The sequence below is a fragment of the Kutzneria sp. 744 genome, assembly GCF_000568255.1.
GTDB lineage: Bacteria > Actinomycetota > Actinomycetes > Mycobacteriales > Pseudonocardiaceae > Kutzneria.
In genome coordinates this window covers 8433852-8448533 of record NZ_KK037166.1, presented here as the reverse complement: position 1 = coordinate 8448533, position 14682 = coordinate 8433852, and the positions used below count along the sequence as shown (strand labels likewise).

The 14682-nt window shown below is 71.5% G+C and carries 12 protein-coding genes and 1 pseudogene; 6 read left to right on the top strand and 7 right to left on the bottom strand.

Features of this window, described 5'->3' with window-relative positions:
* Nucleotides 1-180: 180 nt before the first annotated feature.
* Nucleotides 181-1401 (bottom strand): MFS transporter, encoded by a 1221-nt coding sequence (locus tag KUTG_RS39005; protein WP_043724142.1) that lies wholly within the window; start codon nucleotides 1399-1401, stop codon nucleotides 181-183.
* A 150-nt stretch (nucleotides 1402-1551) separates the two neighbouring features.
* Here KUTG_RS39005 and KUTG_RS39000 point away from each other — a divergent pair, with 150 nt between their 5' ends.
* Nucleotides 1552-1959, top strand: a complete 408-nt coding sequence (locus KUTG_RS39000) for a nitroreductase family deazaflavin-dependent oxidoreductase (protein ID WP_043732143.1) — start codon at nucleotides 1552-1554, stop codon at nucleotides 1957-1959.
* 4 nt (nucleotides 1960-1963) lie between these two features.
* Here KUTG_RS39000 and KUTG_RS38995 read toward each other — a convergent pair whose 3' ends face one another.
* Nucleotides 1964-2677 (bottom strand): GAF and ANTAR domain-containing protein, encoded by a 714-nt coding sequence (locus KUTG_RS38995; RefSeq protein ID WP_052395902.1) that lies wholly within the window; start codon nucleotides 2675-2677, stop codon nucleotides 1964-1966.
* Between the two features lie 192 nt (nucleotides 2678-2869).
* Here KUTG_RS38995 and KUTG_RS38990 point away from each other — a divergent pair, with 192 nt between their 5' ends.
* Entirely contained in the window at nucleotides 2870-3778 is a 909-nt protein-coding gene (locus tag KUTG_RS38990; protein ID WP_043724140.1) for a phosphotransferase family protein, read from the top strand.
* Nucleotides 3779-3842: 64 nt separating this feature from the next.
* Here the strand turns inward: KUTG_RS38990 and KUTG_RS38985 are convergent, their stop codons facing one another.
* The 4 genes and pseudogenes from KUTG_RS38985 to steA form a co-directional block, all read right to left on the bottom strand.
* The gene (locus KUTG_RS38985; RefSeq protein ID WP_043724139.1) at nucleotides 3843-4469 is read right to left on the bottom strand and encodes an NUDIX domain-containing protein; all 627 of its coding nucleotides are present in this window, start codon (nucleotides 4467-4469) and stop codon (nucleotides 3843-3845) included.
* Nucleotides 4466-6139 (bottom strand): CTP synthase, encoded by a 1674-nt coding sequence (locus KUTG_RS38980; protein WP_043724137.1) that lies wholly within the window; start codon nucleotides 6137-6139, stop codon nucleotides 4466-4468. Before KUTG_RS38980 ends, KUTG_RS38985 begins: the two co-directional genes overlap by 4 nt.
* A gap of 112 nt (nucleotides 6140-6251) precedes the next feature.
* A pseudogene (locus tag KUTG_RS38975) lies at nucleotides 6252-7181 on the bottom strand (copper transporter).
* Nucleotides 7182-7186: 5 nt separating this feature from the next.
* Nucleotides 7187-8371, bottom strand: coding sequence for a putative cytokinetic ring protein SteA (gene steA / locus KUTG_RS38970; RefSeq protein WP_043732137.1), 1185 nt, complete (start codon nucleotides 8369-8371; stop codon nucleotides 7187-7189).
* A 264-nt stretch (nucleotides 8372-8635) separates the two neighbouring features.
* Here steA and KUTG_RS38965 point away from each other — a divergent pair, with 264 nt between their 5' ends.
* From KUTG_RS38965 to KUTG_RS38950, 4 genes are all read left to right on the top strand, one after another.
* Nucleotides 8636-10957, top strand: coding sequence for an AAA family ATPase (locus tag KUTG_RS38965; RefSeq protein WP_043724135.1), 2322 nt, complete (start codon nucleotides 8636-8638; stop codon nucleotides 10955-10957).
* On the top strand, nucleotides 10950-11339 hold the full coding sequence (locus KUTG_RS38960) for a response regulator transcription factor (protein WP_052395901.1): 390 nt from the start codon (nucleotides 10950-10952) through the stop codon (nucleotides 11337-11339). Before KUTG_RS38965 ends, KUTG_RS38960 begins: the two co-directional genes overlap by 8 nt.
* Before the next feature lie 61 nt (nucleotides 11340-11400).
* A complete protein-coding gene (locus KUTG_RS38955) occupies nucleotides 11401-12141 on the top strand; it encodes a MerR family transcriptional regulator (RefSeq protein WP_043724134.1) in 741 nt (246 codons plus the stop codon).
* Between the two features lie 401 nt (nucleotides 12142-12542).
* Nucleotides 12543-13703: an MFS transporter gene (locus KUTG_RS38950; RefSeq protein ID WP_043732134.1), complete on the top strand. Its 1161-nt coding sequence runs from the start codon at nucleotides 12543-12545 to the stop codon at nucleotides 13701-13703.
* On the opposite strand, the gene KUTG_RS38945 is transcribed toward KUTG_RS38950, so the two are convergent.
* Nucleotides 13623-14585, bottom strand: a complete 963-nt coding sequence (locus KUTG_RS38945) for a LacI family DNA-binding transcriptional regulator (protein ID WP_052395900.1) — start codon at nucleotides 14583-14585, stop codon at nucleotides 13623-13625. The two genes, KUTG_RS38950 and KUTG_RS38945, sit on opposite strands and share 81 nt — an antisense overlap.
* Nucleotides 14586-14682: the final 97 nt, after the last annotated feature.

The following is a 14682-nucleotide window of genomic DNA, read 5'->3' as shown; positions in this document are numbered from 1 at the left end:
CCGGAAAACAGTCACTGTAATCAGGGATCGACACAGTGTCGTGCTCCGCTCGGGGGAAACGAAAATCACGTTCCACCCCCACACGGAGGCAGATCATGATCAAGCGCAGCGAATCCCCCCGCACCGGCCGCCCCTCCGAGTGGCGCGGCGTCGGCCGTCCCAGCGAATGGCGCTGACGGCTTAACCGGGGGCGGGCGTCGGCCGTGTCGACGGCACGGCCGACGCGCCCCCAGCCGCACGCCACAGCAGGCCGACGCCGACGGCCGCCACCACCCCGACCACGCCGGCCAGCGCGACCGTGCCGTGCGGGGTGAGCGCCTCGGCGATGACGCCGGCCAGCCCGACGCCGACTCCCTGGGACACCTTCAACGCCGTCACGGCCAGCCCGAACGCCTGCCCACGCCGGTCGTCCGGCACGCTGCGCATGAAGGTGGTGCTCGCGGTGACCTGGTAGCCGCTGGCGAAGCCGCTGAGCACGAACATCAGCACCACGATCGGCGCCGACGGATCGAACACACACACCACCAGCGGCACGCACGAACCCGCCGTGAGCAGCGGCAACAGCCGCAGCTGAGTCGGCACGGCCAGTCGCGTCAGCACGAGCATGCCGGCGACCGCACCCGCGGCGAAGCCCGCGAACAACAGGCCGACCAGGGTCGGGCCGCCGCCCAGCTCCGTCGCGTACGGGGCGGCGAGCGCCTCCCCCGCGATGTAGATGCCGGAGATGCAGGCGAACGCGATCAGCGCGCGCAGCCGGGGCGTCGTCGCCACCAGCCGGGCGCCCTCGACCAGGTCGCTCCCCCAGCCCCGCTTCACGAGCTCACCGGTCTTGGCCGACGCCTCGCGGCGGCGAATCCCCAGCAGCACAAACGCCGCGGAGGCGGCAAAGGTGGCGGCATCCGCAACCAAGACGCCACTCGTACCGATGGCGACGATCAGCGCCCCGCCGCCGGCGAAGCCCGCGACCTGCGCGGCCTGGCCGGCCGAGGACAGACCGGCCTGACCGGCCGGGTACTCGTCGTCGCCCAGGATCTGCGGCAGCAGCGCGCCCCGGGCCGCGTTCGCCGGAGCCCCGGCCAGCTGCACCACGACCAGCAGCACCGCGATCACGACGAACGACGTGCCCGGCAGCGCCATCACGGCCACCAACACCGCCCGCAGCACGTCGGCGGTGATCATCACGGTCCGCCGGGGATGCCGGTCGGCGATGCCCGCCAGCAGCGGCCCGCCGACCAGGTCGGGCAGGAACGTCAGCGCGTAGGTCAACGCCGTCAGCGCCGGCGACCGCGTGCGCTCGAAGATCAGCACCGACAGCGCCACCCGCGCGAACTGGTCGCCGGCCGTGGAGACCGTGTACGCGGACAGCAGCGCGCGGTACTCGCGGCTCGCGAACACGCCCATGCGCCCACCCCCGGTGACCCACCGCATCAGGAACGTGACGCAAGGTACACCGCCCGGCCCCGCTGACGCCCCCGCCGAACGGCGCAGATCCGATCGCATGAATTCCGCCCGGCCGGGATGGATCCGCCGACCCCGGTGGTTGCCGTGGGTATGAGTGACTTCAACACCCAGGTCATCGAGGAGTTCCGGGCCAACTCCGGCAAGGTCGGCGGGCCGTTCGAGGGCGCGAACGTCGTCCTGATGACCGTCGTCGGCGCCAAGAGCGGCGCGGAGCGCACGACGCCGGTGGTGTACTTCCAGGACGGCGAGCGGATCTACGTGATCGCGTCGGCCGGCGGCTCGACCAAGCACCCGGCGTGGTACCACAACCTGGTCGCCCACCCCGAGCTGACCGTGGAGGTCGGCACCGACAAGTACCAGGCCCGCGCGGTGCCCGTTGCCGACGACGGCGAGCGGGACCGGCTCTACGCCAACGCCGTCGCCCAGATGCCGGGCTTCGGCGAGTACGAGAAGACGGCCAACCGCCGCATCCCCGTCCTGCACCTGGACCGCGTCTGAGGAGCTAGGCGTCGTCCCGGTCGAAGCGCAGCCGCCCTTCGATCACGTCCTCGGCCACGTCGGCGAGGCCGCGCCCGGTGAAAAAGGCGTGGCCTCGCAAGCGAAGGAACGCCTCGCTCAGCCCGCTGCGCAGCTGCACGGAGATGACGCCGGTCGCCTGGTGCACCACGTCCCAGCGATTGCCGAAACCGCCGGCGAACAGGCCCACCTCCCGCGCGCTCGGCTCGTCGTCGATGTGCTCCAGGAGTAAGGCCATGGCGGCGTCCGAGTACAGCAGCGCGTCCCGGTACTCGACGGTGGTCAGATCCCCCGACATGGCGCGGTAGACCTCCAGCACGCCCACGGCGATCGAGCCCATCTGCAGCGGAAAAGCGAACACCGCTCGCACACCGGCCTCCACGGCCGCCTGCGCGAAGGTCGGCCAGCGCGACGGTTCGGTCAGGTCGACGGCCAACATCGGACGTTCCTCGGCCAGGGCGTCCACCGCGGGCCCTTCGCCCAGCGTCACCTGGAGTTCCGCGATCTGCTCGGCGGCGAGATCGGTGGCGTACACCGGTTCGCCCTGCCCCAGGTCCGACACCACGTACTGCACGACGCCGACCGCGCGCATCCGCTCGGCGCAGGCAATGCACACGTGCCGAACGGCGACGGGAACCCCCTCGTCCTGCGCCGCCTTGTCGATGGACGCGGTGACCTCTCGCGCCCGGCCGTCCTCCACACGCCACCGTCCCCGGCCTTCGGGCCCCCTGTGCAGCCATACCACGTGGTGTACCAGGCCGGGAGGGCATTTCGACCTCGGTCGATGCCACGGTAACAGCGGCCACTACGAAGTCCGTGTGAGCGTGGGTATCGTCGAAACGCGTCGAGTCCCCGCGCGCTGGGTAACCCCTGTTCGGCGGAAGGGGACACGATGGTAACCGGCGACCACACCACCATCAGGACGGTGCTGGCTCGCGCCTGCGCCACGGTCGGTCTCGACGACACCGGGGCGCGGGTGGTGCGGTGCGTCAACAATGCCGTGTACCGCCTGGAACGCCATCCCATCATCGTGCGGATCACGCTCACGCCCGGCCTGCGCCGCCGCGCCCTGGCCGCCGTCGAGGCCGCACGGTTGCTGGACCGACATCGGGTGCCGGCCGTGCAGCCGGCCCAGGGCGTGACCCAGGTTGTGCACATCGAGGAGCACGTGGTGACTTTTTGGCTGCGGGCGGTCGATACCGGTCGCACGCCAACCATTTCCGAGCTGGCGCGGCTGTTGCGCCGGCTGCACCGCGTGCCGGCCGCCGGGGCCGGGCTGCCGCACTGGGATCCCATCACCGATCTGCGGACCCGCATCCACGACGCCCGCATGCGCGGCTGGCCCGTCGCCGACCTGGATCTGTTGGCCCGCCGGTGCGACGCCGTCGAGGAGGCGCTGTCGACCGTGCGCTACGAGCTGCCCGAGAGCGTCATCCACGGCGACGCCCAGATCGGCAACCTCATCGCGACGCCCGGCGGCGCCATCTGGTGCGACCTCGACACCACCTGCGTCGGCCCCCGCGAGTGGGATCTGGTGCCAGTGGCCGTGCGGCACCTCCGCTTCCGGCCCGGGATCAATCAGCGCAGCAGCACCGACCAGCAGCGGCAACTGGCCGACGCCTACGGCTTCGACGTCACCCGCTGGCCGGGATTCCCCGTGCTGCGCGAACTCCGTGAGCTGAAGCTGGCCGCCGTCGGCATGCCCATCGCCCGCGACATCCAGACCCGCAGGGAACTCCGCCGCCGCCTCCACTCCATCCGCACCGGCGACACAACAACGCAGTGGACCCCGTACCGGTGAACCCCAATGCGGGGAAGGACGCCATGATGCGAACATTCGAAGTGTCCGCATAAGCCAGGGGGATTTAGCGGGCTGCGAACCTTGTGGGGCGGTCGATCCACGGGGTTTCGGCGGGGCGGGGCTCGGCGGCGCCGGACAGGACCGCGTGGGCAGCCAGGACGCCGGAGACCGAGGCGCCGTTGACGATCTCGCCGGCCAGGGCCATGCGGACGGCCTCGGAGAGCGGGAACTTCTTCGACACCAGGTCGGTTTCCTCGTCGCCGTCGGGGATTTCGCGCCCCACCGAGGAAAGATCCCGCGCCAGGAACACCCGCACGACCTCGTCGGTGAAGCCCGGCGAAGCGGCGACGTCCACCAGCGTCACCCAGGAACCGGCGGCCAGGCCGGTCTCCTCGGCCAACTCACGCTGAGCGGCGATGACCGGCTCCTCGCCGACGACGTCCAGCAGACCGGCCGGCAGCTCCCAGATCCGACGCCCCAACGGGTGCCGGTACTGGTGGATCAGCGTCACCTGGCCGTCGTCGTCCAACGCCAGCACAGCCACCGCGCCGAGGTGCTCGACAACCTCACGCGTCGCGACACCCCCTCCGGGCATCACCACGGAGTCGGCCCGCAGCGCGATGACCCGACCCTGGTAGATGTCCTTGGAGGAGGCGACTTCGAAGACGTGGGTCTGCTCGGAAGAACTCACGCGTTCACCTCGGCCAGCTCGACGGGCAGCCGCTCGGCGGCGACGTAGTCCAGCGCCGCGCGGATGAACGCGGCGAACAGCGGATGCGGCCGGGTGGGCCGGGACTTCAGCTCGGGGTGGGCCTGGGTGCCGACGAAGAACGGGTGCGCCTTGGCCGGCAGCTCCACGAACTCCACCAGCCGCCCGTCCGGCGAGGTGCCGGAGAACACCAGGCCGGCCTTGCTCAACCGATCCCGGTAGGCGTTGTTCACCTCGTAGCGGTGCCGGTGCCGCTCGGACACCTCGGTCGCCCCGTACGCCTTGGCCGCCTGCGAACCGGCCAGCAGCTTGGCCGGGTACGCGCCCAGCCGCATGGTGCCGCCCATGTCCCGCTCGCCGGCGACGACGTCGGTCTGGTCGGCCATGGTGGAGATGACCGGGTTCTTGGTGGGCTCGCCGAACTCGTCGGAGTTGGCGTCGGCGATGCCGGCCAGGCCCCGTGCGGCGTCGATCACCATGCACTGCAACCCGAGGCACAGGCCCAGGGTCGGGATGCCGCGGGTGCGGGCGTAGCGGATGGCGCCGATCTTGCCCTCGATGCCCCGCACGCCGAAGCCGCCCGGCACCAGCACACCGTCCACACCGGACAGCGCGTGGGCCGCGCCGGCCTCGGTCTCGCACTCGTCGGACGGGACCCAGCGGATCTCGACCTTGGCCCGGTGGGCGAAGCCGCCGGCCCGCAGCGCCTCGGTCACCGACAGGTACGCGTCGGGCAGGTCGACGTACTTGCCCACCAACGCGATCCGGGCGGTCTCGCTCGGGTTGTGCACCCGCTCCAGCAGGTCGCCCCACACCGTCCACGACACGTCACGGAACGGCAGGTCCAGCCGGCGCACCACGTAGGCGTCGAGGCCCTCGGCGTGCAGCACCTTGGGGATGTCGTAGATCGACGGCGCGTCCGGCGCGGCCACCACGGCGTCCACGTCGACGTCGCACATGAGCGCGATCTTGCGCTTGAGGCCGTCGGGGATCTCGCGGTCGGCCCGGCACACGATGGCGTCGGGCTGGATGCCGATGTTGCGCAGCGCGGCCACCGAGTGCTGGGTGGGCTTGGTCTTCAGCTCGCCCGACGGCGCCAGGTAGGGCACCAGCGACACGTGCAGGAAGAAGCAGTTGTCCCGGCCGACGTCGTGCCGGACCTGCCGGGCCGCCTCCAGGAAGGGCAGCGACTCGATGTCGCCGACGGTGCCGCCGACCTCGGTGATCACCACGTCCGGCGCGCTGCCGGACTCGTCGGGCTCGGCCATGGCCCGGATCCGCGACTTGATCTCGTCGGTGATGTGCGGGATGACCTGCACGGTGTCGCCGAGGTACTCGCCGCGGCGCTCCTTGGCGATGACCGCCGAGTACACCTGGCCGGTGGTGACGTTGGCCGACCCGGACAGGTCACGGTCCAGGAAGCGCTCGTAGTGGCCGATGTCCAGGTCGGTCTCGGCGCCGTCCTCGGTGACGAACACCTCGCCGTGCTGGAACGGGTTCATCGTGCCGGGGTCGACGTTGAGATAGGGGTCCAGCTTCTGCATGGTGACCCGCAGGCCACGCGCGGTGAGCAGCTGGCCGAGGCTGGAGGCGGTGAGCCCCTTGCCCAGCGAGGAGGCCACGCCTCCCGTCACGAAGACGTGCTTGGTCATGCGTGCCTGTGACAAGAGGGCTCCCGTGGTGACTGGTCCTTATGTAGGCGATCGGCTGGGCCGACCGGCCTGTCCACGGGATTTCACAGTAGCAGCTCACCCGGTCCGTGACTCATCCAGTCTGCGCTGTCGGCGCCGGAGCCTGCGCGTTGCCGGCCGTCCCGTAGCTGCCGGCCTTGCCGGCGGCGGCGTCACGCAGCGCGAGCACCGTCACCACCTGTCCCGCCGCGTTGTCGACGTCGTCCACGGTGGACAGCACCGAGGTCGTGGCCCCGTCGGCCCGCACGACGGCCAGCGGCCCGAAGTTGTCCGCCGACCCGGTGCGCCCGGCCAGCACGGTGCCGGCGCCGGACCGCTGCACCTGTATGGCGAAGCGGGCGATGACGGCCGCCCGGTCCGCGGCGGCGTTGCCCGACACGGCCCCGCGTCAGCACCAGCGCCAGCTGCGCCGCGTGCAGGCCCTGCCCCTGGCGCACGTAGCCGCCGCTGGACAGGACGGTCAGGGCCGCCCGCCGTCTCGTCGGGGGGACGCCTGCGGCTTGCCGCTCTTGTCGAGCAGCAGCAGCGGCCCGATCAGGCCGCCGGCCAGCGTGCCCGGGTCGGCCGCCGTCGGCAGCTGCACGCCCGCCGGCAGCAGCCGGGTCACGAGCGAGCGCAGCTGGTCGGACTTGGTCGGGTCGGTGAACGCGTCGGTGAGCTGGAGCTCGCCCGTGACGGTCGCGCCGGCCGCCCGCAGTAGGGCGGCGACGCCGTCGCGGTCCGTGGTCTTGGCGTCCGCGGTCGTGACCAGCACGACCGACTTGCCGTCCAACGCGCCCCGCACGGCCAGCGGACCGGTGGCCAGCGCGTACCGGTCGGCGTCGGTGAGCCGGCCGCTCAGGTCGGTCTGCGTGGCCTGGAGGTCGGACACCTGCTTGCTGAGATTGGCCCGGTCGCCGGCGAGGCCGCCGAGCACCCGGTTGCTCAGCGACGTGGAGCCGAGCACGACGCCGACGGCGAGCGCGAGGAACACCGCGGCGATGGAGATGACGTGATTGCGCAACGAGATCACTGGAAGAGGCCCCCAAGCCAGCTGACGAAGTTCTGCCACGCGCCGGTCAGCAGCGCCGGATAGACGCTGCCGACGTCGGACACGAGCAGCGCGACCGCGACCACCGCGGCCACGGCGAGCACCAGCAGCAGCACGGTGCCCGCGGACACCCGGGAGCGGTGCAGCTCGGCGACCGCGTGCGAGTCGACCAGTTTGCTGCCCAGCTTCAGCCGGGTGAGGAAGGTGGACGGGATGGAGCCGCCGGTGCCGCGGTCCAGGAACTCCCGCAAGGTCGCCTGGAAGCCGACGGTGACCACCAGGCTGGCGCCGTGCGCCTCGGCCAGCAGCAGCGCCAGGTCCTCGGCGTTGCAGGACGCGGGGAAGGTCACCGCGCCGATGCCCAGGTCCTGGATCCGCTCCAGGCCCTGCGCGTGCCCGTCGGGCTGCGCCGGCAGCACCACCTCGGTGGCCGCGCGCAGCGCCTCGGTGCTGATGCCGTCCGGGTCGCCGACGATGACGTCCGGCGTGAGGTGGGCGTCCAGCAGGGTGTCCGCGCCGGCGTCGACGCCGATCAGCACCGGCCGGAACTCCTTGATGTAGCGGCGCAACCGCCGCAGGTCCTCGACGTGGCCGAAACCGGGGGCGACCACCAGCACCTGCTTGGCGCGCATCGGCACGTACAGCTCGGGCACGCCGTGGCCGTCCAGCACCAGGCCGCGTTCCCGGCGCAGGAACTCGATCGTGTTGGCGGAGAACGCCTCCAGCTGCGCCGACATGCCGGCCTTGGCCTCGATCAGCTGGTCGGCAACCGATTCCGGGGTCTGCTCGACGCCGCGGGCCAGCTCGCGCTCGTTGTGGAAGACGACGCCCTCGTGCAGGCGCAGCTTGGTGCCGTCCTTGATCGAGCTCAGCACGCCGGAGCCGACGTCGTCGACGAGCGGGATGCCGGCGTGCAGCAGCGCTTCGGGGCCGAGGTTGGGGAACCGCCCGGAGATCGAGGGCGAGGTGTTGACCACGCCGACCACCTCGGCGGCGATGAGCGCCTCCGCGGTGCGGCGGTCGAGGTCGAGCGCGTCGAGCACGGCGATGTCGCCGGGCCCGATCCTGCGCAGCAGGTCGTCGGTGCGTCGGTCCACCCTGGCGACACCGGTGACGCCTGGCAGCACTTCCTGTGTCCGCGACAGCAGTCCGGTGAGCTTCATGTCCTCGATGGTCACTCAGCCCAACGGGTTGGCCCGTTCGCCACGCCGCACTGGTGCCGGCAGGTCAACCGGTACGAGTGACGTTTTACCGCCGACCGCACGTCAGTTGCACGCACAGCAACGGACACCGCCTGACAGAACCGGCACCGGGAGAACACTCACATTCGGCCAGGGCGGCGGCCAGCCACATTGGACTTTATGGCCGTTTCATGATCACTCTTTCCAGCGGTACCAGAGTGGACGGTCGGCGATAGCGTCTGTGGTGTGGTCATCGGGACGCCGTTCGTGGGTCGTCGGCACGAACTGGATCTGTTGCGGGGCAAGCTGTTCGCCCCCGGCCTTGGCGTCGCGCGATTCGTCGGGGTCACCGGCGAGCCCGGCATGGGCAAGACCCGGCTGCTCGCGGAGTTCGCCGCCGCGGCCCGCGACGCCGGCGTGGCGGTCGTGTCCGGACGGGCCGGCGAGTTCGAGCGCCACGTCCCTTTCGGCGTACTTTCGGGCGACACTTTGTCCACCGTGGACATCCACGGGGCGATCGATGTCGAGCGCTACCAACTGCACCGTGCAATTCGCACTCGGCTGGTCGAACTGGCCGCCCCGGCCGGCCTGGTGCTGCTGCTCGACGACGTGCACTGGGCCGACGACGCCTCCCTGGAGCTGCTCGACCACCTGGTCCGGCATCCGCCGCGGGCCCGCGTGGTGATCGTCGCGGCGTACCGCCCGCGGCAGGCGCCGCCGCGGCTGTCGGCCGCACTTTCCGACGGTGTCGAGGAGATCGAGCTGGGGGCGCTCACCTTCGACGAGGCGCGGCAGCTCGTCGGCGACGATCTCGACCACACGCGCTACGACGCCGCGGCCGGCAACCCGCTGTATCTGGAAGCGCTTGCCCGTCACCCGGACGCGGAAGGTCCGGCCGCCCTGGCCGCGGAACTGGCCACGCTCAGCCACATCGACCTTCAGGTGGCGCGGGCCGTCGCGGTCGTGGCCGACGTCGCCGAGCCCGTCCTCGTCGCCGCGGCCGCCGATCTTCCCTTGACGGAAACGCTTGCGGCACTGGATCGATTGACCGAGCGCGATCTTCTTCGTCCACTGGGGACCTCGGGCGGCGTGCGCTACCGGCACCCCCTGCTGCGAAGCGTGGTATACCAAGGAATCGGCAGCGGTTGGCGGTTCGCCGCCCACGCCCGAACGGCCGCCGCGCTGGCCGCGAGCAAGGCCCCGGTCACCGTGCAGGCCCACCACGTGGAGCAGTCCGCTGTCCACGGCGACAAAGCCGCCATCGACGTGCTTGTAGATGCAGCCGTCGCATATATGAACACTGCTCCGACTACGGCGGCGCACTGGCTGCGCGCGGCGCTGCGGCTGCTGCCGGCCGATCCGTCCGAGGAGCAGATGCGGCTGGCGCTGCTGGGAATGCTGGCCAAGGCCCTCGGCGTCACCGGCGAGTTCAAGCGCAGCCGCGAGGTGCTGCACGAGGTGTTGGCGCTCATGCCGGCCGAGCCCGCCGTGCCGCGGGCCCAGGTCGTCGGCTTCTGCGCGCAGATCGAGCGGCTGCTCGGCCGACACGCGGAGGCGCAAGCGTTGGTACTCGGTGAGCTGAATGGACTGTCCGATCCGGACAGCGCGGCCGCCGCGGTGCTGAAACTGGAGTTGGCGTCCGGCGGCCTGGTCGCCGGCAACTTCACCGACGTCCGGGACTGGGCGCGGGAGGCGCTGGCCACCGCGCGCCGGGTCGGCGACGCCCCGCTGCTGGCCGCGACCATCGGCGGCTGCGTGCAGCACGCGTACATCAAGGGCCTCGTGGACGACGAGGTGCTCGCCCTGCTGGACGAGTCGACCTCGATGGTGGACTCGTTGCTGGACAACGATCTCGCCCGCCACCTGGAGGCCGTGGTCTTCCTCGGCTGGAACGAGCTCGTCTACGAGCGGCTCGACGGCGCCCTGCGGCACCTGGCCCGCGGCCTGGACCTCGCGCGGACCACCGGCCAGAACCACCTCGTGACGTATCTGCGCATCGGCCAGGGCACCACGTACGGTCTGCTCGGCCAGCTGCACGAGGCCGCCGCGTGCTTCGAGGACGCCGCCGAGGCCGCGGTGCTGACCCGCAGCGACGAGCTCCGCACCATGGCCTTGGCCCAGCAGTCCTGGATTGTCACCTGGTTGGGTGACATCGACGAGGGCGTGCGGCTCGGCGAGGAGGCCGTGCGGCTGGCCGGGCCGGTGCGCGACTGGTTCTCCGGGGTGGCGCACGGGATGCTGGCCCAGGCCCGGATGTACGCCGGCGACGCGGTCGGGGCCGTTGAGCTGCTCCGGCGGGCCGGCGGCGACGACGAGCTGTCCGGCTTCGAACCTGTCACCCGTGTGAGTTACCTGGAGCTGTTGGCCGCCGCCGAGGCCGAGTGCCGACGTCCCGAGGACGCCCTGGCCTGCGCCGACCGTGCGCATGCGGTCGCCGAGTCCGTCGGCCGGCAGCACCCGCTGGCTTTCGCCCAGTTGGCTTTTTGCCCACGCGCTGCGTTCCGCGTCGCCGGCCGAGGCCGCCGAGCACGCCATCGCCGCGGCCGAGAGATTCGCTCGCATGGGTGACCGTGTCGACTCCGGCCGCGCCCGGCTCGTCGCGGCCGGCGCCTTGGCCGCCGCCGGCCGGGCCAAGGCCGCCCGGGCCGAGGGCGAGCTGGCCGATGCCCTGTTCCGCGCCTGCGGCGCCGCACTGTTCTCACGCATGGCCGGCCGACTGGAGCCGGCCGTGCAGGTCCTGCTGACGCCTCGTGAGCTCACCGTGCTCGCGTTGGCCGCCGAGTCGCTCACCGCCGAGGCCATCGCCCGGCGGCTGGGCATCGCGACCGGGACCGTCCAGAAACACCTGGAGAACGCCTACCGGAAGCTCGGCACCGGCGACCGGCTCACCAGCGTTCTCCGCGCACAGGCTTTGGGGCTGCTACCGCGTGCTTGGACCCAGAACGGTTGACATTGCCGTCACGTCAACTTCTACCGTGGTTATCACACCGAACGAGATCAGGAGGGCAGCGGTGGAGTGGTCGATCCAGGACATCGCCCGCTCGGCCGGCACCACCAGCCGGACCCTGCGCCACTACGGCGAGATCGGGTTGCTACAGCCCAGTCGCGTCGGCAGCAACGGCTACCGCTACTACGACCAGGACGCCCTGGTCCGGTTGCAGCGGATCCTGCTCCTGCGGGAGCTGGGGTTGGGGCTGCCCGCCATCAGCGAGGTGCTGGCCGGCCAGCGGGACACCGCCGCCGCGCTGCGCACCCATCTCGACCTGCTGGAGCAGGAGCGGCAGCGGATCACCCGCCAGATCGCTTCGGTGCGGACCACGTTGGAGAAGACGGAAGGGGGCCAGCAGCTGATGGCCGAAGAGGTGTTCGACGGGTTCGACCACACCCAGTACAAGGAGGAGGTGATCGAGCGCTGGGGCAAGGAGGCCTACGACAAGGGAGACCAGTGGTGGACCTCCCTGTCCGAGGAGGAGAAGACGGCCCACCAGCAGCGGCAGCTCGACATCGCCGCCGACTTCGGCCGCGCCCGCCAGGCCGGCCTGGCCGCCGACAGCGACGTCGTGCAGGCCGTCACCCGACGCCTGCACGAGTGGATCGCCACCGCCGCCACCGTCACCAAGCCGTACTTCATCGGCCTGGGTGAGATGTACGTGGCCGACCCCCGCTTCACCCAGAACTACGACCGCCACGCCCCCGGCACCGCCGAACTGGTCCGCGACGCCATGAAGATCTACGCGGAGCGGAACCTGTAGTCGACCGGTCCGGGTCGACAAGCCCGGCGGCCTCGGCGGGGCAAGTCCGCCGCGCGAGCCCGCCGGTTTCGACCATGGTCAAGACCGTCCACTCCGGCCGGCGGCTTCGGCCCGCCCGTTGCCAGGTGTGGGGTTGGAGGCTCTTGCCCACCCGTTCCCTCGGTCGGCCCCGCACACCGTCGGCGGCGCACCCGGTGAGCTTCATTTGTTACGGGATGGGGGAAGTCGCCGACCAACGGGGACAAGCCTGAGCTGCCGGGACAAGCCTTCGTCAACACGCCGGCGGTGTGCTTGAAACCGTATTTCGGTGTGCCGGAGAGCGTGACTCGCGGGGGTGTCACCGGCACCCATTCCCTACGGCCCTTGAGCTGGGAGCGCTCTCGGGTGTGCAGTGCGTGATCGTGACGAGGACGGGACCGGCGCTGGCGGCGCTGGCAGTGAGCGCGTTTGCCATTGGCACCACGGAGTTCGTGATCGCGGGGCTGTTGCCGGAGCTGGCCGGGGACCTGGGGGTGAGCATTCCCGGGGCGGGGCTGCTGGTGTCGGGCTACGCGCTGGGCGTGGTGGTCGGGGCGCCGGTGGTGACGCTGGCGGTGCGGAAGTGGCCGAAGAAGACGGCGCTGCTGGCGCTGCTGGTGTTGTTCGTGGCCGGCAACGTGACCTCCGCGCTGGCGCAGGGGTTCGGCGTGATGCTGGCGGGTCGGGTGCTGGCGGCGCTGTGCCACGGGGCGTTCCTGGGCGTGGGATCGCTGGCCGCGGCGGACATGGTGGGGGAAGCGAAGCGGGCCCGGGCCATCGCGGGCATGTTCACCGGGCTGACACTGTCCACAGTGGTCGGTGTGCCGATGGGCACGTTCATCGGCCAGCACTGGGGATGGCGCGTGACGTTCGCGGCGGTGGCGGCGCTCGGAGTCGTGGGCATGGCGGGGATCGCGGCGCTGGTGCCGCCGCTGCCGTCGCGGCCGTCGAGTGAGGACACGGGGGTGTTCAGGCGGCCGCAGCTGTGGCTGGCGTTGGGCATGACGGCGCTGGGATTCGGGGCGGTGTACGCGCCCTACACGTTCATCGCGCCGATCATGACCGACCTGGCCGGTTACGCTCCGGGCGACCTGTCCTGGCTGCTGGTCGTGTTCGGGGTGGGGTTGGTGCTGGGCAACTGGCTCGGCGCGCGGGCGGCGGACTGGCGGCTGATGACCACGATCATCGTGCTGCTGACGGCGTTGACGGTGCTGTTGCTGGTGTTCGCGGCCTGGCCGTCGGCGGTGACGCTGTTCGCCCTCGGCGTGGTGGCCTTCGCGACGGTGCCGGCGTTCACCAGCCGCGTGTTCGTCACGGGCGGCGGCACCACGCTGGCGTCCTCGGCGGCGGTGGCGGCGTTCAACCTCGGCAACGCCTCGGGCGCCTACCTCGCGGGCCTCGCGGCGACCGCCGACGGCTACCAGGTGACGAGCTGGGTGGGCGCGGCGATGGCGCTGGGCGGCCTAGGCGTCGCGGTGGTGTCCGCTGCTCTCCCGAACCGTCAGGCTGACCGGGACCGTGACCCGGCGGCCCTCGCGGGCTAGCACCATCCGCGCGGCCAGGCCGGCATTGTCCTCGACGGTCTGGCGCACGGAGGTCAGCCCGGACGACGAAGCGACGATCCCGTCGTCGAACCCGACGATCGCGACGTCGTCGGGGACGCGCCGACCGGTGGCGGACAGGGCCTGCCGCGCGCCCGCGGCGGTCATGTCGCAGCAGGCGAAGATGCCGTCGATGTCGGGATGCCCGGCCATCAGCTCACGGGTCCGGCGCTCGGCGGTGGCGAAGGTGAAGTCACCCCGGACCAGGACCGGCTCCAGCCCCGCCTCCCGGATGACACGAAGTCCGCCTTCGCGGCGCTGCACGGCACAAGGATTGCTTTCGGGGCCGTCGATCACCGCGATGCGCCGCCGCCCGGCGCGGTAGAGGTGGTCGACCGCCAGCCGGCCGCCCTCGGCGTTGTCCGGCTCGATGGACGACACCCGCGGCGCGGAGCGGCCCATCGACACGACCCACCCGTAGCCGCGGCGAAGCCGCTGGGCCGACTCGGGCGGGACGTTGATCAGGACCGCGCCGAAGCCGGTGCCGGCCCAGGAGCCCACGATCGTCGGCAGCACGTGGATCTGGAGGCGGATGTCGTTTCCGGCCAACGCTTTCACCGTGCCGGCGAGCACTCGGGCGTAGTGCGGGTTGGCGCTCAGGGCGTCGGGATCGTCGTCGAGGATGATCAGGTCGAGGGTGTCGGCGCGGCCGGAGGCCAAGGCCCGGGCGGCCAGATGCGGGCGGTAGCCGAGCTCGACGACGGCCTCCTGCACCAGCCGCCGATGCGACGGCGCGACCCCGGGCTGACGGTTGATGACGCGGGAGACGGTGGACCGGGAAACCCCGGCCAGCCGGGCGACGTCCTCCAGGGTGGGGCGGCCCACGATCAGGCCTTGTGGCCGTAGAGGTCACGAAGCAGGGCGGCCTCGGCGCCGTGGTGGATCAGCTCGTCGAGGATGTGCAGCACGAAAGAGCGCCGGG

Excerpts from the sequence above, each read along its gene's own strand:
- KUTG_RS39005 (WP_043724142.1), bottom strand. The coding sequence starts at position 1,401 with ATGGGCGTGTTCGCGAGCCGCGAGTACCGCGCGCTGCTGTCCGCGTAC.
- KUTG_RS39000 (WP_043732143.1), top strand. The coding sequence starts at position 1,552 with ATGAGTGACTTCAACACCCAGGTCATCGAGGAGTTCCGGGCCAACTCC.
- KUTG_RS38990 (WP_043724140.1), top strand. The coding sequence starts at position 2,870 with ATGGTAACCGGCGACCACACCACCATCAGGACGGTGCTGGCTCGCGCC.
- KUTG_RS38980 (WP_043724137.1), bottom strand. The coding sequence starts at position 6,139 with ATGACCAAGCACGTCTTCGTGACGGGAGGCGTGGCCTCCTCGCTGGGC.
- steA (WP_043732137.1), bottom strand. The coding sequence starts at position 8,371 with ATGAAGCTCACCGGACTGCTGTCGCGGACACAGGAAGTGCTGCCAGGC.
- KUTG_RS38960 (WP_052395901.1), top strand. The coding sequence starts at position 10,950 with ATGGGTGACCGTGTCGACTCCGGCCGCGCCCGGCTCGTCGCGGCCGGC.